The organism is Microbacterium natoriense (assembly GCF_030816295.1).
GTDB lineage: Bacteria > Actinomycetota > Actinomycetes > Actinomycetales > Microbacteriaceae > Microbacterium > Microbacterium natoriense_A.
The window spans coordinates 2,722,041-2,741,871 of record NZ_JAUSXV010000001.1 but is presented as its reverse complement, the minus strand read 5'-3'; the positions used below and the strand labels follow the sequence as shown (position 1 = coordinate 2,741,871).

20 protein-coding genes and 1 pseudogene are annotated in these 19,831 nt (G+C 68.0%); 19 read left to right on the top strand and 2 right to left on the bottom strand.

Features of this window, described 5'->3' with window-relative positions; all coding sequences use genetic code 11:
• The first annotated feature begins 14 nt into the window (after positions 1 to 14).
• The 12 genes from QFZ53_RS12820 to QFZ53_RS12765 all read left to right on the top strand — a co-directional run bounded on the left by QFZ53_RS12820 (position 15) and on the right by QFZ53_RS12765 (position 11,802).
• Positions 15 to 1,310 (top strand): acyltransferase family protein, encoded by a 1,296-nt coding sequence (locus QFZ53_RS12820; RefSeq protein WP_307296988.1) that lies wholly within the window; start codon positions 15 to 17, stop codon positions 1,308 to 1,310.
• Positions 1,311 to 1,471: 161 nt separating this feature from the next.
• Positions 1,472 to 2,101, top strand: a complete 630-nt coding sequence (rpsD, locus tag QFZ53_RS12815) for a 30S ribosomal protein S4 (protein ID WP_292910889.1) — start codon at positions 1,472 to 1,474, stop codon at positions 2,099 to 2,101.
• A gap of 105 nt (positions 2,102 to 2,206) precedes the next feature.
• Entirely contained in the window at positions 2,207 to 2,395 is a 189-nt protein-coding gene (locus tag QFZ53_RS12810; RefSeq protein ID WP_045258523.1) for a hypothetical protein, read from the top strand.
• A 58-nt stretch (positions 2,396 to 2,453) separates the two neighbouring features.
• Positions 2,454 to 5,114 (top strand): alanine--tRNA ligase, encoded by a 2,661-nt coding sequence (gene alaS / locus QFZ53_RS12805; protein ID WP_307296982.1) that lies wholly within the window; start codon positions 2,454 to 2,456, stop codon positions 5,112 to 5,114.
• The gene (gene ruvX / locus QFZ53_RS12800; protein WP_292910884.1) at positions 5,111 to 5,584 is read left to right on the top strand and encodes a Holliday junction resolvase RuvX; all 474 of its coding nucleotides are present in this window, start codon (positions 5,111 to 5,113) and stop codon (positions 5,582 to 5,584) included. Before alaS ends, ruvX begins: the two co-directional genes overlap by 4 nt.
• A 2-nt stretch (positions 5,585 to 5,586) precedes the next feature.
• Positions 5,587 to 7,161 (top strand): endolytic transglycosylase MltG, encoded by a 1,575-nt coding sequence (gene mltG / locus QFZ53_RS12795; protein ID WP_307296977.1) that lies wholly within the window; start codon positions 5,587 to 5,589, stop codon positions 7,159 to 7,161.
• Positions 7,161 to 7,973, top strand: coding sequence for a shikimate dehydrogenase (locus QFZ53_RS12790; RefSeq protein ID WP_307296975.1), 813 nt, complete (start codon positions 7,161 to 7,163; stop codon positions 7,971 to 7,973). The genes mltG and QFZ53_RS12790 overlap by 1 nt, the downstream gene beginning before the upstream one ends.
• Positions 7,974 to 8,027: 54 nt before the next feature.
• Entirely contained in the window at positions 8,028 to 9,257 is a 1,230-nt protein-coding gene (gene aroC / locus QFZ53_RS12785) for a chorismate synthase (RefSeq protein ID WP_292910878.1), read from the top strand.
• Complete coding sequence (locus QFZ53_RS12780; RefSeq protein ID WP_307296973.1) at positions 9,241 to 9,759, top strand: shikimate kinase; 519 nt, start codon at positions 9,241 to 9,243, stop codon at positions 9,757 to 9,759. The genes aroC and QFZ53_RS12780 overlap by 17 nt, the downstream gene beginning before the upstream one ends.
• Positions 9,756 to 10,844, top strand: coding sequence for a 3-dehydroquinate synthase (gene aroB / locus QFZ53_RS12775; RefSeq protein ID WP_307296971.1), 1,089 nt, complete (start codon positions 9,756 to 9,758; stop codon positions 10,842 to 10,844). Before QFZ53_RS12780 ends, aroB begins: the two co-directional genes overlap by 4 nt.
• Positions 10,841 to 11,365: a GNAT family N-acetyltransferase gene (locus QFZ53_RS12770; protein ID WP_307296968.1), complete on the top strand. Its 525-nt coding sequence runs from the start codon at positions 10,841 to 10,843 to the stop codon at positions 11,363 to 11,365. The genes aroB and QFZ53_RS12770 overlap by 4 nt, the downstream gene beginning before the upstream one ends.
• Positions 11,362 to 11,802, top strand: coding sequence for a type II 3-dehydroquinate dehydratase (locus QFZ53_RS12765; RefSeq protein WP_307296966.1), 441 nt, complete (start codon positions 11,362 to 11,364; stop codon positions 11,800 to 11,802). Before QFZ53_RS12770 ends, QFZ53_RS12765 begins: the two co-directional genes overlap by 4 nt.
• Before the next feature lie 13 nt (positions 11,803 to 11,815).
• On the opposite strand, the gene QFZ53_RS12760 is transcribed toward QFZ53_RS12765, so the two are convergent.
• On the bottom strand, positions 11,816 to 12,130 hold the full coding sequence (locus tag QFZ53_RS12760) for a hypothetical protein (RefSeq protein WP_307296964.1): 315 nt from the start codon (positions 12,128 to 12,130) through the stop codon (positions 11,816 to 11,818).
• A 202-nt stretch (positions 12,131 to 12,332) separates the two neighbouring features.
• Here QFZ53_RS12760 and QFZ53_RS12755 point away from each other — a divergent pair, with 202 nt between their 5' ends.
• The 6 genes and pseudogenes from QFZ53_RS12755 to QFZ53_RS12730 all read left to right on the top strand — a co-directional run bounded on the left by QFZ53_RS12755 (position 12,333) and on the right by QFZ53_RS12730 (position 17,125).
• Positions 12,333 to 12,686 (top strand): hypothetical protein, encoded by a 354-nt coding sequence (locus QFZ53_RS12755; RefSeq protein ID WP_307296961.1) that lies wholly within the window; start codon positions 12,333 to 12,335, stop codon positions 12,684 to 12,686.
• Positions 12,687 to 12,797: 111 nt separating this feature from the next.
• On the top strand, positions 12,798 to 13,358 hold the full coding sequence (gene efp, locus QFZ53_RS12750; protein ID WP_292911173.1) for an elongation factor P: 561 nt from the start codon (positions 12,798 to 12,800) through the stop codon (positions 13,356 to 13,358).
• Positions 13,359 to 13,361: 3 nt separating this feature from the next.
• The gene (gene nusB / locus QFZ53_RS12745; RefSeq protein ID WP_292911171.1) at positions 13,362 to 13,772 is read left to right on the top strand and encodes a transcription antitermination factor NusB; all 411 of its coding nucleotides are present in this window, start codon (positions 13,362 to 13,364) and stop codon (positions 13,770 to 13,772) included.
• A gap of 57 nt (positions 13,773 to 13,829) precedes the next feature.
• Positions 13,830 to 14,903: an SWIM zinc finger family protein gene (locus tag QFZ53_RS12740; protein WP_307296958.1), complete on the top strand. Its 1,074-nt coding sequence runs from the start codon at positions 13,830 to 13,832 to the stop codon at positions 14,901 to 14,903.
• Positions 14,812 to 16,224, top strand: a pseudogene (locus QFZ53_RS12735) (DEAD/DEAH box helicase); the annotation flags it as partial. The gene QFZ53_RS12740 and the pseudogene QFZ53_RS12735, both read left to right, overlap by 92 nt.
• Before the next feature lie 145 nt (positions 16,225 to 16,369).
• Positions 16,370 to 17,125: a DEAD/DEAH box helicase gene (locus QFZ53_RS12730; protein WP_373426287.1), complete on the top strand. Its 756-nt coding sequence runs from the start codon at positions 16,370 to 16,372 to the stop codon at positions 17,123 to 17,125.
• On the opposite strand, the gene QFZ53_RS12725 is transcribed toward QFZ53_RS12730, so the two are convergent.
• The gene (locus tag QFZ53_RS12725) at positions 17,122 to 18,039 is read right to left on the bottom strand and encodes a DUF4349 domain-containing protein (protein ID WP_307296956.1); all 918 of its coding nucleotides are present in this window, start codon (positions 18,037 to 18,039) and stop codon (positions 17,122 to 17,124) included. The genes QFZ53_RS12730 and QFZ53_RS12725 overlap by 4 nt on opposite strands.
• A 162-nt stretch (positions 18,040 to 18,201) precedes the next feature.
• On the opposite strand from QFZ53_RS12725, the gene QFZ53_RS12720 reads away from it, so the two are divergent.
• Positions 18,202 to 19,788, top strand: coding sequence for a Rieske 2Fe-2S domain-containing protein (locus tag QFZ53_RS12720; protein WP_307296953.1), 1,587 nt, complete (start codon positions 18,202 to 18,204; stop codon positions 19,786 to 19,788).
• The last annotated feature ends 43 nt before the right edge of the window (positions 19,789 to 19,831 follow it).

Here is a 19,831-nt window from a genome sequence, read left to right as displayed (position 1 = left end):
CCTACAGTGGGCACATGTCACGCAGTCCGATCCGGATCCCGCCCGACCGCGACCTCTCGATCGACTTCGTGCGTGCGATCTGCCTGCCGATCGTCGTGCTGCTGCACGCGTTCCAGATGGGGATCGACGGCGAGCCGCTTAGGGCGTTCAACGCGCTGGCCGAGTGGAAGCCGCTGGCAGGCATCACATGGATCGGCATGATCATGCCGACGTTCTTCATCGCGGGCGGCTTCGCCGGCATCACGACATGGCGACGGCTGCGTCACCGAGGGGAGACAGCGGGGGAGTACATCCGAGTGCGCGCGCTGCGACTCGCCCGCCCTGTGCTGCTCGCCATGGTCGGCGTTCTCGTGACGATCGGTGCGATGGCCGCGCTCGGAGCCGATCCCGAGTTCTTGCGCAGCTTCGCTTTCCGGCTCGCCGAGCCGCTGTGGTTCATCGCGGTCTACGCGATCTGCACCTCCTGCGTGCCGCTGATGGCGCGGTTCCACCACCGTGCGGCGTGGGCGACCTACTTCACGCTCGCCACTCTCGTCGTCGTGATCGACCTGGCAGGCAAGTACCTGGGCGTGCCGCTCGGCGCGTTGAACTGGCTGTTCCTCTGGCTGTTCGTGCAGCAGCTCGGCTTCGGCGTGCGAGACCAGTGGTACTCGCGCCGGCCCGCGTGGCTGCTGCTCGCGCTCGCGCTGGTGGCCTACGCGCTGATCGGCGTGGCGGTGTTCGGTATGGGATACGACCCCGACATGATCGCGAACCTGAACCCGCCGACCGTCGTCCTGCTGCTCCTCGGACTCGCTCAGGTGTATCTGTTCACGTTGCTGCAGCCGGCGATCCGCGCGCTCATGCGTCGGCGAGCGGTGCTCGTCACCATCGGAGCCCTCGGCATCTACGGCATGGTCGTGTACCTGTGGCACACTGTCGCGATGGCCGTGGTCGTCGGCGTGCAGCTCGCGCTCGGGCTGCCTTTCCCGATCGTGCTGAGCACAGAGTGGTGGATCACGCGCGTCCCGTGGCTGCTCGCGATCTTCGCAGTGATCACGGTGTTCTGCGTGATCATCCCTCCGATCGAGAAGCGCTGGCCGGCAGAGCGCCCTCGGATCATGCCGCTGTGGGCGGCCGCGCTGTGCACGCTGCTGCTGGTCGCGGCGGTCGGCTGCGTGCTGACGCAGGGTTATCTGACGCCGTGGACGGTGGTCGCGGTGTGCGCGCTGGCGGCGTCGATCGTGTGGCTCACGGCAGGAGGACCAGGGGCTGCGCAGGGCGAGCGGATGCTCGAAGACGCCGGAGTCCGCGGCATCCCGCGGGAGTGATTGCCGATCTGTTAGACTTGATCGGCTCGAAACCGAGTTTTCGGGCATCTCCTCGTTCACACCCCACCTTGCTGGCGCCCCGGCGTGCGCTCCAAGGCAGAACGCGGTGATACGTCCGCGAGTCGCGAAAGTCGCGACCGCGTCATCGGAAGGACAGCTTCGTGACCACGAAGTCCCAGGACCGCCGCAAGGTGCGTCTCAGCCGCGCCCTCGGCGTCGCTCTCACCCCGAAGGCCGCACGCTACCTCGAGAAGCGTCCCTACGCTCCGGGCGAGCACGGCCGCACCAAGCGCAAGGCAGACAGCGACTACGCCGTCCGCCTTCGTGAGAAGCAGCGTCTGCGCGAGCAGTACGGCATCCGCGAGAAGCAGATGCGCAACACGTTCAACGAGGCCCGCCGCACCGAGGGCCTGACGGGTGAGAACCTCGTCGAGCTCCTCGAGATGCGTCTCGACGCCCTCGTGCTGCGTTCGGGCTTCGCCCGCACCACCGCGCAGGCTCGCCAGCTCGTCGTGCACCGCCACATCCTCGTCGACGGCCAGCTCGTCGACCGCCCGTCGTTCCGCGTGAAGCCGGGTCAGCTCGTCCACGTCAAGGCCAAGAGCGAGGGCACCGAGCCCTTCCAGGTCGCAGCAGCCGGCGGTCACGCCGAGGTCCTGCCTCCCGTTCCGGGCTACCTCGAGGTCGAGCTCGACAAGCTCCAGGCTCGTCTGCTCCGTCGCCCGAAGCGCGCCGAGGTCCCCGTGACCTGTGAAGTGCAGCTCGTCGTCGAGTACTACGCAGCTCGCTGATCCAGCGTTCCGCACAAGAGGCGTCGGGGTGACCCGACGCCTCTTGTCGTTTCCGCATACGATGGAGGCACCGCGCCCTCGCGGGCACAAGGCAAGGATGACCACATGAAGAACGTGCTCTGGTTCCTGATCGGCGTGATCGGCGGCTTCGTCGCGGCGCACTTCATGAACAAGGACCCGCGCGGTCACGACCTCCTGGCCGAGCTCGACGCCAGAATCAACGGATTCACCGCGATCATCGGCGACGCGTATCGCGAGCAGGAGGCGCGGCTCACCGAGCCCGCTGACGACTGAATCGCGCTCTCGCGCGGCACCTCACTCCCTTTCACACGCAAGGACACCCGGCACAGCTATGAAAACTGCGGAGATCGCGCAGCGCTATCTCGACTTCTTCGAGAAGAACGACCACCTCATCGTCCCCTCGGCATCGCTGGTGAGCGACGACCCGTCGCTGCTGTTCACCGTCGCAGGCATGGTGCCGATGATCCCGTACCTCACGGGGGTCGTTCCCGCGCCGCATCCGCGCATCGCGGATCTGCAGAAGTGCATCCGCACCAACGACATCGAAGAGGTGGGCCGCACCGCTCGCCATGGCACGTTCTTCCAGATGCTCGGGAACTGGTCGTTCGGCGACTACTTCAAAGAGGGAGCGATCCGCTACGCCTGGGAGCTGCTGACCTCGTCCGAGGCAGATGGCGGTCTCGGTTTCGACGAGAAGGATCTCTGGGTCACCGTCTACGAGACGGATGACGAAGCCGAAGCGATCTGGCGGGACATCATCGGCCTCAAGCCCGAGCGCATCCAGCGACTCGGCCGCGCAGACAACTACTGGAACACCGGCCAGCCGGGACCTGGTGGACCCGACAGCGAGATCTTCTTCGACCGCGGGCCCGCCTACGGCAAGGACGGCGGACCGGCCGCCGACGACTCGCGGTTCCTGGAGATCTGGAACCTCGTGTTCATGCAGGACTTCATCGAGAACATCCGAGGCAAGACCGAGTTCGACATCGTCGGCGAGCTGCCGATGAAGAACATCGACACCGGCATGGGCCTCGAGCGCGTCGCGTTCCTCAAGCAGGGCGTCGAGAACATGTACGAGACCGATCAGGTCCGTCCTGTGCTCGACCGCGCAGTCGAGCTGTCCGGCCGCACCTACGGGGCCGTTCACGAAGACGACGTGCGTTTCCGCGTGATCGCCGATCACGTCCGCTCCTCGCTCATGCTGCTCTCCGACGGCGTCCGACCGTCGAACGAGGGCCGCGGCTACATCCTGCGCCGCCTGATGCGCCGCACCGTCCGCGCCATGCGTCTGCTGGGCGTCGATGAGCCCGTCTTCCCTGAGCTTTTCGCGACATCCCGCGACGCCATGAAGACCGCCTACCCGGTTCTCGAGACCGACTGGTCGACGCTGTCGGCATCGGCCTTCGCCGAGGAGGAGACTTTCCGTCGCACGCTCGCTGCGGGCTCGACGATCCTCGACCTCGCCCTGGACGAGACCAAGAAGGGCGGCGGATCGCAGCTCAGCGGCTCTGAGGCGTTCCTGCTGCACGACACCTACGGCTTCCCGATCGACCTCACCCTCGAGGTCGCCGAAGAGGCGGGCGTCGCGGTCGACCGTGCGGCGTTCGACTCGCTCATGCAGGAGCAGCGGCAGCGCGCCAAGGCCGACGCCCGAAACCGCAAGCGCCAGCTGGCCGACGTCGCGGTGTACCGGGATCTCCGCGCACTCGGCGAAACCGGATTCGACGGCTACACGGCTCTCGAAGTCGAATCCCGCATCCTCGGGATCCTCGTGGACGGCCAGTCGGTCGCGAGCGCCTCCGAAGGGGCGATCGCCGAGGTCGTGCTCGCTGAGACCACGCTGTACGCCGAGTCCGGTGGACAGGTGGCCGACAAGGGCACGATCGTCGGTCCCGGATTCGAACTCGAGGTGCTCGACGTCCAGCGCCCCGTTCCCGGTCTCATCAGCCACACGGTCGAGGTCAGCCGCGGCACGGTCGCGGTGGACGACGCCGCGACCACAGTGGTTGACGCGGCGAACCGCCGCGCCGCCCGACAGGCCCACTCCGCCACGCACCTCGTGCACGCCGCCCTTCGCGACACTCTCGGCAAGACGGCCACGCAGGCCGGCTCGCTGAACCGCGCCGGTTACATGCGCTTCGACTTCTCGTGGTCGCAGGCCCTTTCGGCCGACACGCGCACCGAGATCGAGGAGATCACGAACCGTGCTGTGCAGGACGCCCTCGAAGTGACCACGCGCATCGTCTCGCTCGACGAGGCGAAGGAAGCCGGCGCGATGGCGCTGTTCGGAGAGAAGTACGGCGACGTCGTGCGCATGGTCGACATCGGCGGTCCCTGGTCGCGCGAGCTGTGCGCCGGCACGCACGTCTCCACGAGTGCGGAGATCGGGCTGGTCAGCATCGTCGGCGAGTCCTCCGTCGGTGCATCCAACCGCCGCATCGAGGCCCTCGTCGGTCAGGACGCGTTCCGTGACCTCGCCGCCGAGCGTGCTCTCGTCTCTCAGCTGAGCACCTCTCTGAAGACCCCGCGCGAGCAGCTGCCGGAACGCATCGCAGACCTCGCCGCGAGCCTGAAAGCCGCCGAGAAGCGCATCGCGCAGTTCGAGGCGAAGGAACGCGCCGGTCAGGTTCCCGCCATCGCGGACGCAGCGGTGCGCGTCGGCGACTTCCATGTCGCTGCGCAGTCGCTCGGCGAGATCGCCTCTGCAGACGACGTGCGAGATCTCGTGCTCGGAGTACGTGACCGTCTCGGCTCGGCGGCGGCGGTCGTCGCTCTCGGCGCCGTCGTGAACGGCCGGCCCGTCGTCGTCGTCGCCACCAACGACGCGGCGCGCAAGGCCGGCGCCAAGGCCGGCGCCCTCGCGAAGCGCGCTGCAGGCATCCTCGGCGGCGGCGGCGGCGGACGCGACGACGTCGCTCAGGGCGGTGGGACGGATGCCGCGGCTCTGCCTTCGGCGCTCGACGCCGTCTCTCAGGAGCTACACGCAGCGTGAGCGGGTTCCGTCGCGGCGTGCGGCTCGGGATCGACGTCGGCAAGGCGCGGGTCGGCGTCGCTCGCTGCGATCCTGACGGCATGCTCGCGGTGCCGGTCGAGACCGTGCCGCGCTCGGAGTCGTCGATCGATCGTCTCGTAGAGCTCTCGGTCGAGTACGAGCCGCTGGAGTTCGTCGTCGGTCTGCCCGTCAACATGCGAGGAGACGACACCGCGTCGACCGTGGACGCTCGGGAGTTCGCTGCCGCGGTGCATGAACGCACCGGCATCCCTGTGCGTCTCGTCGACGAGCGGTTGAGCACGGTGACCGCTCACGCCGCCCTTCGTTCTTCGGGCAGAACCCAGAAGAACTCTCGTAGCATTGTGGATCAGGTCGCCGCGGTTGTGCTTCTGCAGCAGGCGATCGACACGGAGAAGAGCACGGGAAGAGCTCCCGGCTCCATGATTCCGCTCGATGAGGAGTCCCGCTGACCATGCCCGAACGTGAGAGTGCGTCCCCCCAGCACGATCCGGACGCCCGCCTCGGCGACCTGTTCGAGAACCTTCCCGATCCGTCGCCGCAGATTCCCGTCGTCGACGACGCGCCCCCAGCCCCGGGCTCCCGTCGCGCCGCACGCGAGGCCGCAGCGGCTGCGTCTGGCGCCGCGGCTCCGACCGCTCACGCCTCCGCGTCTTCCGAGAGGCCCGCGAGCGCCGAGCAGCCCGCGTCGGTCGAACAGAATCCTCCTGCGGAACCGACGATCGCTGCCGAGCCGTCGCCGCCCGCCGAAGCAGCGGTCACGTCGTCAGCGCCGCTCCCGGCATCCGATGCGATGCCCGTTCAGGCGACCGCTCAGACGGAGCAGGAGGCAGCGACGCCAATCGACGCCGCTGCACCGGCGCCGACATCGACACCGACGCCAGCCGCTCCTGCTCTCGGCGGCGGGCTCGACGACCTGTTCCACGACGACCACGACGAGCATCCCCGCACGCCGAAGAAGAAGCGTCGCACGGGCTGCCTCGTGGCTCTCATCATCGTGCTCGCCGTCCTCGGCGGGCTCGCAGCGGGTGGCGCGTGGGTGTGGAACACCTATGGCGACAAGATCAGCGACGCGATGGGCTGGGGCGACCCGAAGGACTGGGAACCGGGTCTCGCGACAGGCGAGGCGATGGTGACGATCAGTGAGGGCGACACAGGACAGCCGGTGTCCGCCGCGCTCTACGAGGCCGGCGTCACGCGCACCGAAGACGTGTTCTACGACTATCTTCTCGAAGAAGACCCCAACGCGACCTTCTACCCGGGTGTGTACAGGCTGCAGAAGAAGATGACGGCCGCCGCCGCGCTCGAGGCTCTGCAGAACCCCGACAACAAGCTCGAGAACACCGTGTCGGTCGCGGAAGGCGGCACGATCGCGTCGATCCTGCCGAGCATCGCCGACACGATGGGCTTCCCGATCGAGGAGTTGCAGGCTGCCGTCGCCGACCCCGGTGTGTACGGAGTCGCCGCGCAGTCTCTCGAAGGCTGGCTGTTCCCGGCCGTGTACACCTTCGACCCAGGAGTGACCTCGACGCAGGTGATCCAGCGCATGGTCGACCGCACGCGCGAGTCGCTCGCCGCTGCCGGCGTGCCGGATGCCGACGCCGAGAGGATTCTCACGATCGCGTCGATCATTCAGCGCGAGGGCCGCACGGACGACTTCGCGAAGGTGTCGCGCGTGATCCAGAACCGCCTCGACATCGACATGAAGCTGCAGATGGACTCGACCGCGCAGTACGGTTACGGTTCGCTGCACGAGGGCGTCGTCTCGAGCTCGAAAGAAGCCCTCGAGGATCCGAACCCGTGGAACACCTACGTCAACACCGGGCTCCCCGTGACGCCGATCGCGAGCGCGAGCGACGCCGCCATCGACGCGGCCATGCACCCGACAGACGGCCCCTGGCTCTACTTCGTGACGGTGAACCTCGAGACCGGTGAGACGGTGTTCTCCACCACCTACGAAGAGCACCAGGCGGCGATCAAGCAGTGGGACGCCTGGTGCAAGGCGAACCCAGACGGCGGCTGCAGCTGATGAGCCGCTCGCGGCTGGCGGTGTGGGGCGACCCCATCGCGCACTCGAAGTCCCCTCTGCTGCATGCGGCCGCCTATCGGGTTCTCGGATTCGACTGGGAGTACGACCGCCGGCAGGTGACGGAGGCCGAATTCGCAGGTGCGGTGCGCGATCTGGACGACTCCTGGCGCGGCCTGTCGCTGACGATGCCTTTGAAAGACGAGGCGTTCCGCGTCGCCGACTCCCACGATGCACATGCCGAGCTGACCGGAGTCGCCAACACGCTCCTACTGGGCGAGCGGATCGAGGGGTTCAACACGGACGTCGGGGGAATCGTCGACGCGCTCGGGGAGAACGGCGTCGTCGCGCCGGACGCGGTGCGACTTCTGGGAGCGGGGGCGACGGCGGCATCCGCTCTCGTCGCCGTGAGCGACATGGGGGCCGGCCGCGTCGATGTACGGGCGCGCAGACCGGATCGAGCCTCGGCACTGGTCGCTCTGGGCGAGAAGCTCGGCGTCACGGTCACCGTGTCGACGTTCGACGAGCCCGCCTCCACGGTCGAGCTGACGATCGCCTCGCTTCCCGGTGGGACCGCGCTCGATGAGAGCGTCGTGCGCCCGCTGGCCGATCATGGCGGGGTGCTTTTCGACGTCGCGTACTCGCCGTGGCCGTCGGCGCTCGCGAGCGCGTGGACAGGTGGTGAGGCGATCGCAGGACTCGGGATGCTCCTGCACCAGGCCGTGCGGCAGATCCGCGTCTTCGCACACGGCGACCCCGCGGCCGTGCTGCCCGATGAGGCCGCCGTGGTGGCGGCGATGCGCGCGGTTCTGTAGCGACGGGACGTCACGCGGGACGAGACACGTCCGAACGCGTGGGAGACTAGAGCAATGCTCCGCGTGCTCACGGCCGGCGAATCGCACGGTCCAGAACTCATTGCCGTCATGGAGGGCCTTCCCTCCGGCGTTCCGGTGTCTTCCGTGGCCATCCAGGCCGATCTCGAGCGCCGCAAGCTCGGCTACGGCCGCGGCTCGCGCATGAAGTTCGAGCAGGACGAGCTCACGATCTCTGGCGGCGTACGCCACGGCAAGACCCTGGGCAGTCCGATCGCCCTGCGGATCGGCAACACCGAGTGGCCGAAGTGGATCGAGGTCATGAACCCCGAGCCTGTCGAGCTCACCGACAAGTCCCGGGGTCGCAGCGCCCCGCTGACGCGTCCGCGCCCGGGGCACGCCGACCTGGTCGGCATGCAGAAGTACGACTTCGACGAGGCACGGCCGATACTCGAGCGCGCGAGCGCGCGAGAGACCGCCGCCCGTGTCGCTCTCGGCGCGATCGCCCGCGCCTTCCTCGGCGAGCTGGGCATCCGCCTCGTCAGCCACACGCTCTCGATCGGCCCCGTCCAGGTCCCCTACGGCTCGCCGGTGCCGACGCCCGACGACGTCGACGCGCTCGACGCCGATCCGCTGCGCTGCTTCGACCCGGCCACGTCTGCTCTGATGGTCGCCGAGGTCGACGACGCGAAGAAGGACGGCGACACGCTCGGCGGCATCGTCGAGGTGCTCGCCTACGGCCTGCCCCCGGGGCTCGGCTCCCACGTGCAGTGGGATCGGCGCCTCGACGCGCGTCTCGCGCAGGCGCTGATGAGCATCCAGGCGATCAAGGGCGTCGAGGTCGGAGACGGCTTCGAGACCACGCGTCGCCGCGGATCCGCCGCGCACGACGAGCTGTTCGCCACCGATGACGGCATCACGCGCGGCTCGGACCGTGCGGGTGGCACCGAGGGCGGAATGTCGACGGGCACGGTGCTGCGGGTCCGCGCCGGCATGAAGCCCATCGCCACCATCCCGCACGCCTTGCGCACGATCGACGTCTCCACCGGCGAAGACGCCACAGCGCATCACCAGCGCTCCGACGTGTGCGCGGTGCCCGCCGCGGGCGTGGTCGCCGAGGCCATGGTCGCGATCGAGCTGGCGAACGCCGTGCTCGAGAAGTTCGGCGGCGACAGCGTCCGCGAGACCCGCCGCAATCTCGAGAGCTACCTCGAGGCCATCCCGGCCGAGCTGCGCACCGCTCCGGCTTCCGAGGCGGCGCTCATCGCGCATGACGAGCGAGCCTGATCAGCTGACGCTGGTGCTGGTCGGCCCCATGGGGGCCGGCAAGACCAGCGTCGGCCGACGCGTGGCGCGAAGACTCGGTGTGGCATTCATCGACACCGACAAGCGGGTCGCGCGGGAGCACGGACCGATTCCCGCCATCTTCGCCCAGCACGGTGAGAAGCACTTCCGCGAGCTCGAACGCGAGGCGGTCAGCGCCGCACTCGACGAAGGCGGCGTGGTGTCGCTCGGCGGCGGCGCGGTGACGGATGCCGGAACGCGCGCGCTCCTGCGGGCGCATCCGGTCGTCTACCTGACGGTGACGCCCGACGCCGTCGCGGAACGTATCACCGGCAGCGGTCGCCCGCTGCTCGCCGGCGAGGATCCGCTCGCACGGTGGACGGAGATCTTCGCGCAACGGCGCGACCTGTACGACGAGGTGGCCACGGTGACCTTCGACACGTCCCGCCGCCCGATGCAGCGGATCGCGGAGGAGATCGCGGCATGGAGGAGAGAACAACGATGAGCACGACCACGATCACCGTGACCGGTACCGATCCCTACGACATCATGATCGGTCGCGGCATCCTCGACCGCGTCTCGGCCGCGCTCGCGCCGACGGTGCGCAAGGTGCTCGTCGTGCACCCGCCGACGCTCGCCGCGCGCGCCGCCGAGTTGCGGGATCGACTGCTCGCCGACACCGAGAACGGGCCGCGCGACGTGCTGTTGGCAGAGGTCCCCGATGCAGAGCAGGGCAAGCGCATCGAGGTCGCTGCGTTCTGCTGGCAGGTCATGGGCCAGGCCGACTTCACCCGCACCGACGCCGTGATCGGCTACGGCGGGGGAGCGGTGACCGACCTCGCCGGCTTCGTCGCCGCCACATGGCTGCGCGGCGTGCAGCTCGTCCAGGTGCCGACAACCGTGCTCGGACTCGTGGATGCCTCCGTGGGGGGCAAGACCGGCATCAACACCGCCGAGGGCAAGAACCTCGTGGGTGCGTTCTGGTCGCCGCGTGCCGTGATCGGCGATCTCGATGAACTCGGCAGCCTGAGCCAGAACGAGGCGACGGCCGGCTTCGCCGAGGTGGTCAAGGCCGGATTCATCTGGGCGCCGGAGGTCCTCGACATCATCGAGGCCGATACCGCACGAGCTGTCGACACGACGACTCCCGAGTTCCGTCGTGCTGTGGAACTCGCCATCGGCATGAAGGCAGAGGTCGTGTCCGACGACTTCCGTGAGTCCGGCCAGCGCGAGATCCTCAACTACGGCCACACCCTGGGGCACGCGATCGAGCACGCGGAACGGTACAAGTGGCGGCACGGCGCGGCGATCTCGGTCGGCATGATGTACGCCGCCGAGCTGTCGCGGCTCGCAGGGCGGCTGTCGGATGACTCGGCCGAACGCCACCGCAGCATCCTCGAATCCCTGGGTCTGCCCACGTCCTACCGGGCCGGTGCCTGGCCGCAGCTGCTCGCGACCATGCAGCGCGACAAGAAGAGCCGGGGCGGAATGCTGCGCTTCATCGTGCTCGACGAGATCGGCAAGCCGACCGTGCTGCAGGCGCCGGACGAGTCGCTGCTGTTCGCCGCGTACCAGGAGATCGGCGCATGAGCATCGCCGTCCGGCGGATCGAGGCGGACGAGTGGCGCGAGGTCAAGGCGTTGCGGTTGCTCGCGCTGGCGGACCCCGCCGCGCCCATCGCGTTCCTCGACACGGTCGAGCGCGCGAGCGCTCAGCCTGACGCGTTCTGGCAGGATCGGGCAGCGAACGCCGCCGGAGACGCGGCTGCGGCGCAGCTCGTCGCGGTGACGGACGCCGGCGGATGGGTGGGGACCGTCACCGTGCTGCCGCATCGCGAGCGCCGCGACGCAGGCCTCATCGTCGGCGTGTTCGTCGCGGAGGGACATCGCGGCGCGGGCGTCATCGACGCGCTGCTCGATGCCGCTGCCGAATGGGCGCTCGGGCAGGGGCTGTCCGATCTCATTCTCGAGGTGCATGTCGACAACGAGCGGGCCCAGGCGGTGTACGCGCGCTGCGGCTTCGTCCGTTCGGGTGAGATCGAGACTGCGGGATTCGGGCGCGAATGGGTCATGCGTCGCGCACTCGCTCGGACCGGTAGCGTGCAGGCATGACCGCTCTGCGTCGGCTCCTGCTCGTCAACGGCCCGAACCTGAACCTGCTCGGGACACGTGAACCCGGGATCTACGGATCTGCCACGCTCGCCGATGTCGAGAGGATCGTCGCAGACGCTGCCGCGGCCGCGGGATTCGATCTGCGCGCGATCCAGAGCAACCACGAGGGCGTGCTGATCGACGCGATCCACGCTGCACGTGAAGATTGCGCCGGTATCGTCATCAACCCCGGCGGGCTGACGCACACATCGGTTTCGCTTCGCGATGCGCTGACCGGGGTCGGGCTTCCTTTCGCGGAGGTGCACATCTCCGACGTCCACGCACGCGAGGAGTTCCGGCACTTCTCCTACCTGCACGACGTCGCCGCGGTGCGCGTGATCGGGCGAGGCGTCGACGGCTATGCGGACGCGGTGAGGGAGCTCGCCGCACTGGTCTGAATGCGCCGACGGCTCAGCCCGTCAGCGGCGCCCACACGATCGCCACGCAGATCAGCAGACCGATCAGCGTGACGAGCGTCATGCCGAGAAAGCACCCGGCGAGCGCACGCAGGCGCGGCGATCGCTCGGTCACCGTCAGACGCACGGTCACAAGCGCGACGAGTCCCGAGACCAGGAGCGATGCGGTGACGAGTGCCACGGGGGCGGCGCTGCTGCCATCGGCCACGATCGCGATGAGAGGCACCAGGCTCACCGCGGTGAACAGCGCCGCCACGATGATCCAGATCGCGCCCGACGACGTGCGCAGCGCGGGCTGATCGGTGACCATGGTCGGATCCGGCGCGCGGGCGGCTCCGGTTCTCCGCCGGGCAGATGTCCTGCTGAACATGCACGCACCTCCTTGAACGGCTCAAGGATGAACCGCTCGTCGAGCGGCGTCAATGGGGTCGCTCGCACGAGTTCCGGAGGCTAGCGTTCTGTCAGCCGGTGCGTCGGCCGCGACGCCTCCCGGCGACGGAGAGGAGGCGCGCATGAGCGTGCGACTGAACAAGGAAGCACTCGAGCTGGCCCGCCGGCTGATCCGCGACGGGAACGTCGTGCGCGACGAGAGAGACGACTGGAGCGAGCACGCGCCCAGCACCGACGACGAGAACGCGTTCATCGACGAGCACGGCATGGACGAGTTCGCCAAGTGGCACCTCGGCGAGGACACGGCGGAGACGGCCGGCACGAAGGGGCGGTGCAAGTTCCCCTACGGCGACTTTCGCCGGGTGCACCGCTGTGCGGTGATCTCGGGGGAGAGCCGAGCCGGGCAGTACGACCACGCATCGATCGAGAAGGCGCTCCGCGACCTGCTCGCGGAGATCGACGAGGGACGTTCCTGAGGTCGTGCTCGCCATGAACCGGTCATACCTGTGAGTCCTGTCCCGCTCATCCCGTAGAATCGACTGTCGGCTCCACCGAGCCCGCAGACTCAGGAACGGAACTCTCAGCGCATGGCATCTACCGCAGACATCAAGAACGGCGTCGTCCTCAGCATCGACGGACAGCTCTGGAACGTCATCGAGTTCCAGCACGTCAAGCCCGGCAAGGGCGGCGCATTCGTGCGGACCAAGCTGAAGAACGTCGTGTCTGGCAAGGTCGTCGACCGCACCTACAACGCGGGCGCGAAGATCGAGATCGAGAGTGTCGACCGCCGCGACTTCACCTACCTGTACGCAGACGGCGACGGCTTCGTGTTCATGGACAGCTCGGACTACGACCAGCTCACGGTGGGAGCCGCCACCGTCGGCGACGCGAAGAACTTCCTGCTCGAGAACCAGCAGGTCACGATCGCGCTGAACAACGGCAACCCGCTGTACATCGACCTGCCGGCATCCGTCATCCTCGAGGTGACCTACACCGAGCCCGGCCTGCAGGGCGACCGCTCTTCCGCCGGAACCAAGCCGGCGACCGTCGAGACCGGATACGAGATGCAGGTTCCCCTGTTCGTGGAGACCGGGACGAAGATCAAGGTCGACACTCGCACCGGCGAGTACCTCGGTCGCGAGAAGTAAGGCGTGGGCGCTCGGACGAAGGCGCGCAAGCGCGCACTCGACATCCTCTTCTCCGCCGATGTTCGCGGCGACGATGTGTCGGTGACCCTCGCGGCCGAGGCGAAGCGGGCGGCCAGCGAGCCCGCCCGCGAGGCCTCCTGGCTGTACGCGCGTGAGGTCGTCGACGGGATCATCGACCACCGCGACGAGGTCGATGAGCAGATCACGACGCACAGCCGCGATTGGAAGCTCGAGCGGATGCCTGCCGTCGATCGCGCCCTGCTGCGCATCGGAGTGTGGGAGATCCTCTACAACGACGAGGTCCCGACCGCTGTCGCGATCGATGAGGCGGTCGAGCTCGCCAAGGAGTTCTCGACCGACGATTCCGGAGCCTTCGTGCACGGCGTGCTGGCCCGCGTGGCACGCGCCGTCTGATCATCCCTGGTTCGGCACCGCTCCGATGATGTCGGATGCAGCGGGAAGGATATCGGCATGCCCGCGCCACATGTAGATCTTCGTGATCTGATGCAGATCACCGACGCGGGCGGGTACACGCGCGGACTCGCGTACTTCCGCGAAGGCAATGTGCTCGATCTCATCTGGCATGAGGATCGGCAGGAGCTCGAGGCGTACGTCAAGGGCAGCGCGGGAGCGCAGTACCTGAGCGAGGTCACGTTCATCTCGTCGAGCGGCAAGAGACGAGTGCGTTCGACTCGGTGCACGTGCCCGGTGGGATCGGCGTGCAAGCACGTGGTCGCCGCTCTGCTCGCCTCGAACGTGCACGAGTACAACCAGCAGGCCGGGGTGGCCTCCACGGCGCACACGTCCGAGCCCGCGCTTCCGGCCCCCGCACCCGCGGCACCCTCATGGCGTGCTCTCACCGGGCCGACATCCGCCGAGCATTTCCAGCCGCTCGGCCTCGGAGTCGAGCTCCGCCATCGCGAGCCGAGGGGCGACAATCACTGGGCCCCTCGCGCGGTGCGGCCCGCCACCCCGCGCGACCTCGCGAAGCCGACCGGCGATCTGCAGCTCGCGATCCGTCCGCTGATGCGCAGCCAGCAGACCGGAGCCTGGATCCAGGGGCACGCCGGGTGGGACACGGTGCGGCGGGATGTGGCGAAGTTCGGCCGTGCGCAGAGTCGATGGTTCGGCGACCTGCTGAGCATCTCGCGCGATTCGCTGCTCTCGGGCAATGCCGGCGAGTGGCTCGTGCTCGACCAGATCGAATCGACCCTGCTGTGGGCGCATCTCCGAGCGGGCGCGGCTCTGGGCATCCCATTGATCAGCGCGCACAAGAGCGCCTCGGTGCGGCTGGCAGACGCCGCGGAGATCACGGCGACCATCATCCGCGACGACGACGGCGCTCTGTCGATCTCGGCGGAGATCACGATCGACGGTCGGGCCGTGCCGGCGCCGGAGGTTCATCCGGTCGGGCGACAGCGGCGTCTACGCGGCGACCCTGCGCGGGAGCACGATGGAGATCGCCCTCGTCGAGCATGCCCTGTCGGCGCCCGTGCACACCCTGCTCTCGGCGCGACAGGCGATCGCTGTGCCCGCCGCCGATGAGAAGGCCTTCGTGGCCGATGCGTATCCGCTGCTCGCGAGGAGCGTGCCGGTGCGCACTCACGGCCCGGTCGAGCTTCCCGACGTCCCCGCACCCCGGCCGCAGCTCACGGTCGCCTTCGAACGCGGAGACGTGGTCAGCTACGCCTTCCGGTGGAGCTACCGGGGCTTCGGGACCGTCCCCTTCGAATGGACGGGAGCCGCAGTACGCGACGCGGATGCGGAAGCGGCGAAGCGTGCGGAGCTCGAGGCGGTCTGGCAGGATCACAGCACCACGCGGTTCCGAGCATCCGGATCGTTCCACGACATCGACGCCGCTGCCTTCGTCGCGCACGTCGTCCCCGCCTTCGAGGCGGTGGGCGTGGTCGTCGAGACCACCGGGACACGCAAGGAGTACCGCGAGCTCACCGGCGACCCGGAGGTCAAGGTCTCCACCCTCGAGTCCACCGACGCCGACTGGTTCGACCTCGGAATCATCGTCACGATCGACGGCCGCAACATCCCCTTCGGCCCCCTGTTCACGGCGCTGAGCAAGGGCAAGAAGAAGCTGCTGCTCGTCGACGGCAGCTACTTCTCGCTCACGCATCCGGCTCTCGACCGTCTCCGTGAGCTGATCGACGAGGCGGGCGAGCTCGACGAGTGGGAGACAGGCCCGCGCATCAGCCGCTACCAGACAGATCTCTGGGAGGAGTTCGAAGACCTCGCCGACGAGTCGGAATCGGCGGTGAGCTGGCGCTCGATGGCAGACGGGCTGCGCCAGGCGACGGGTGTTCCGCCGACCACGCTGCCACGAGGACTGCACGCGGACCTGCGGCCGTATCAGAAGACCGGCTTCGACTGGCTCGCGTTCCTGTGGCGGCATCGGCTCGGCGGCATCCTCGCTGACGACATGGGTCTCGGCAAGACGCTGCAGCTGCTCAGCTTCGTGCAGCACACGCGTGAGGCGGGGGAGAAGCGGCCGTTCCTCGTGCTGGCGCCGACCTCGGTGCTCAGCACTTGGCGCTCGGAATCGGCCCGGTTCACGCCCGGCCTGCGGGTCGTGCTCGTCGAGAGCACCAGTGGCAAGAGGTCCGGGCGACTCGCGGATGCCGCGGCATCTGCCGACATCGTGGTGAGCTCGTACACCGTGGCGCGTCTCGACGAGAAGGAGTTCGGAACGGTCGAGTGGGCGGGGCTCATCCTCGACGAGGCGCAGTTCGTCAAGAACCCGAAGACGAAGCTGCATCGGGCGATCTCCACGTTCCGCGCCGACGTGACCTATGCCGTCACCGGCACGCCGATGGAGAACAGCCTCTCCGAGCTGTGGTCGCTCCTGAAGCTCGCCGCCCCCGGACTGTTCCCCTCGGCCAGGAAGTTCCGCGATCGCTACATCCCAGCCCATCGAGAAGGGCAAGGTCCCCGAGAACGAGGAGGGCGGCGAGTACCGCCAGCGTCGGCTGTCGCAGCTGCGTCGCCGCATCCGCCCCCTCATGCTCAGGCGCACCAAAGAACTCGTGGCCGCCGACCTGCCGCCCAAGCAGGAGCAGCTGCTCGAGGTGGAGCTGAGCCCCGCGCACCGCGCCCTCTACGACGTCGTCCTGCAGCGGGAGCGGCAGAAGGTTCTCGGTCTCATCGACGATCTCGACAAGAACCGGTTCATCGTGTTCCGCTCGCTCACGCTGCTGCGCATGCTGAGCCTGGCGCCCGGCCTCATCGACGAGAACGATGCGGAGATCGGCTCGAGCAAGCTCGACACGCTGCTCGAACGCGTGATGGAGCTGCAGGCGGAGGGGCACAGGGCGCTGGTGTTCAGCCAATTCACGTCGTTCCTCGATCTCGCTGCAGCGCGACTCGACGAGGCAGGCATCCCGTACGCGCATCTCGACGGCTCGACCCGTCGCCGCCAGGACGTCATCGACGGCTTCAAGGCGGGCGAGCAGCCGGTGTTCCTCATCAGCCTCAAGGCCGGAGGGTTCGGGCTGACCCTCACCGAGGCCGACTACGTCTTCCTGCTTGACCCGTGGTGGAATCCTGCTGCAGAAGCTCAGGCGATCGACAGGACGCATCGCATCGGCCAGACCAGCCAGGTGTTCGTCTACCGCATGATCTCGGCCGGCACGATCGAGGAGAAGGTGCTCGAGCTGCAGCAGCGCAAGGCGCGCTTGTTCACGGCGGTGATGGATGACGACGAACTGTTCGCCCAGTCCCTGACTGCTGAAGACATCCGCGGCTTGTTCGAGGACTAGCGCGGCGCCGTGACCTGCTCCGGCGCCGGCATCTGCTCCGGCGCCGGGAAGAGGGCGGCGTCGAGCACCGGCTGCGGCGGCTGCAGCCGCATGGACTGACGCCTGCGGGCGCGGATCGTCAGCAGCGTGGCGCCGACCGCGATCGCCGCGAACAGCACGAGCCACGGAAGAGCCACGCCGAGGGCGATCAGCACAGCGCTCCAGAAAGCGACGAAGCCGTTCCAGCCGACGAGCAGCGCCTCGCCGAAGTCGTCCGGCGCCGTCTTCACCGGCACGTACTCCGACATGAGGCTCAGCGTGATCGTGGACATGGCGACCTGGTCATCGAGCGCGCGGGCCTGTGCCTCCAGACCCTCCAGCTCGGTCTGCCGTTCGGCGATCGCCGATTCCAGCTCGATGAGGTCGGAGGTCGCCGAGGCCGTTCCCAGCCATTCGTTGTAGCGCGCGATCGATGCCCGGAGCGTCGTGATCCGGGCATCGAGGTCCCGCTGCGTGCCGCCCACCTCTGCGGAGTCCAACGTGGTCTCCTTCACTGTGCCGAGGCTTGCGAGCTCGCTGCGCACGTCTTCGAGGGCGTCGGCGGGGATGCGCAGGGTGAGGTCGGCGGATGCCTGGCTGCCGTCTTCGGCTGCGTGCTCCGTGCGCGCGCTCACGCGGCCGCCGGCATCCGTCACGATCACCGTCGCCGCACCCGCGGCGTCGATCGGATCCTCTGCGACGATCGAGATGCGCCCCGTGATCACGACCGCGGTATCCGGCTCGTCGGGATCGGCCTCGGCGGGGACGTCCTGCGCCGGAGCCTGCCCGGCGTTCTGGACCGAACCGCCGCCGGACGATGCCGCACAGCCGGCGAGGCCGAAGGCGCCGAGCGAGACGAGGACGAGTACTGCGAGGACCCTCCGTGTCATGTTCATGCGGGCAGGCTATGGGGCGAAGTCCGCATGGACGCCGTGAGATCGGTCACGAACCGGTCAGGGTTGCGTAACGACTGCGCAACGAGGTTAGTCACGGCCCGTCTCCGGTGGTGCCCAGGAGGCCGCCGGTAGACTCGATGGGTCCACTTCGAGAGGAATGCAATGCGGATCACGGGACTCGGCCACGCGGGAATGTTCATCGAGACGGTCGGTGGCAACATCATCTGCGACCCCGTGCTCGGCCCCTCCTTCTTCGGCTCCTGGTTCCCGTTCCCCGACAACCGGGGTCTCGACTGGGAGAGGTTCGGACGCGAGGCCGACTTCCTCTACATCTCGCACCGGCACCGCGATCACTTCGACCCGCGACTGCTCGAGCAGTACATCCGCAAGGACATCGAGGTTCTGCTCCCGGAGTACCCGACCGACGATCTCGAGAAGGACATCCGTGCTCTCGGGTACACGAACATCACCTACGCCCCGGCTGGTGAGATCATCCAGCGCGGTGAGCTGAAGCTCATGATCACGCCGCTGCGCGCGCCCAGCGACGGGCCGATCGGAGACTCGTCGCTGAGCGTCGACGACGGCACCGGTTCCGTGCTGAACCAGAACGACTCGCACCCGCTCGATCTCGACCGGCTCATGCACTTCGGCAAGCCCGACGCGTACTTCACTCAGGTGTCCGGGGCCATCTGGTGGCCGATGGTCTACGACCTGCCGCTCGACGCCAAGCAGAACTTCGCACAGCTCAAGCGCGACGCGCAGAACAAGCGCGCGATGTACTACATCGAGAAGGTCGATGCCGCGCACGTCTTCCCGATGGCGGGGCCGCCCATGTTCCTCCGAGACGACCTGTTCGATTTCAACGGCGTGGGCCGCAACGGCGAGTCGATCTTCACCGATCAGAAGCAGTTCCTCGCGCATATGAAGGAGCTCGCGCCGCAGTACGACGGGCGGCTCTTCATCCCCGGCACTGTGGTGACTGTGGCCGGCGGCGAGGTCACCACGCAGCAGTCGCTGTACTCGGATGCCGAGATCGAGCACATCTTCGACGAGAAGTGGGACTATCTCGAGGAGCAGCGGGCGAGCCGTCAGCAGGAGCTCCGCGACGAGGAGGCCACGCGCGCCGAGGTCATCCCGCCCGCGGAGATGCTCGATTCCATCAAGACCTGGTGGGAGCCGTTGCTGAAGAAGTCGCGCACGATCCGTCTCGGTGTCGGCGGCAACGTCCGCTTCAGGATCGGCGATCTCGACATGGTCGTCGACTTCCCCCGCGCCAAAGTCCGCGAGTACGCCGGCGAGGAGTGCATCTACTGGTACACGATCCCCGCCGACCTCGTGTCGACCAACATCCGCGACCACGAGATCGACTGGTCGAACTCGATCTTCCTGTCCATGCAGTTCCAGGTGGGCCGCAGCGGCAAGTTCAACGAGTTCCTCACGACCTTCCTCAAGTGCCTCTCGGTCGACCGCATCGAGTACGTCGAGAACTGGTACCAGGAGCAGACGGACCAGACCGAAGACGCGGAGATCGGCGACTGGATCGTTCAGCGTCGCTGTCCGCACCTGCGCGCCGACCTCACCAAGACCGGCAAGGTCGACGAGGACGGCGTCCTGACGTGCAGCATGCACGACTGGAAGTGGGATCTCAAGACCGGTCGGTGCCTCTCGACGTCCGGTCACCCGATCCGCTCTTCGCGGATCATCGAGACCGGCAGGATCGCCGACGAGGACCTTCAGCCGACGTCGTGAACCCGCCTCGAGCGACCCGATAGACTGGGAACACCGAAGCAAC